1 protein-coding gene is annotated in these 248 nt (G+C 64.5%); it reads left to right on the plus strand.

Annotated elements, in window-relative coordinates:
* Positions 1 to 248 (plus strand): hypothetical protein (locus tag SB756_RS33565; protein WP_410913699.1); only part of this gene is annotated, 248 nt, incomplete at both ends.

A 248-nucleotide genomic window follows, 5' to 3' on the forward strand; every position in this document is an offset into this window, starting at 1 on the left:
CGGCCAGTCGCCATGGGCGCCATTGCTGCGGATCAATCTGTTTACGCCCTACCTGCTCGGCTATGGCGCGGCGGCCGCACTGTCGTTCGTGATGCCTGTCACCGCCGCATTCAAGGTCATGCTGACGCTGTCGTTCTACGGTTTCGTCGCCGCGTACGTCGCGCTGCGCCGGCGTCTCGGTACGGATCCGCGTCTCGACTGGCTGTGCGTGCCCGGGTTCTTCGGCTTCGCGTATGAATTCGGCCTCT

The organism is Pseudomonas sp. SIMBA_068 (assembly GCF_046534705.1).
Classification (GTDB): Bacteria; Pseudomonadota; Gammaproteobacteria; order Pseudomonadales; family Pseudomonadaceae; genus Aquipseudomonas; species Aquipseudomonas putida.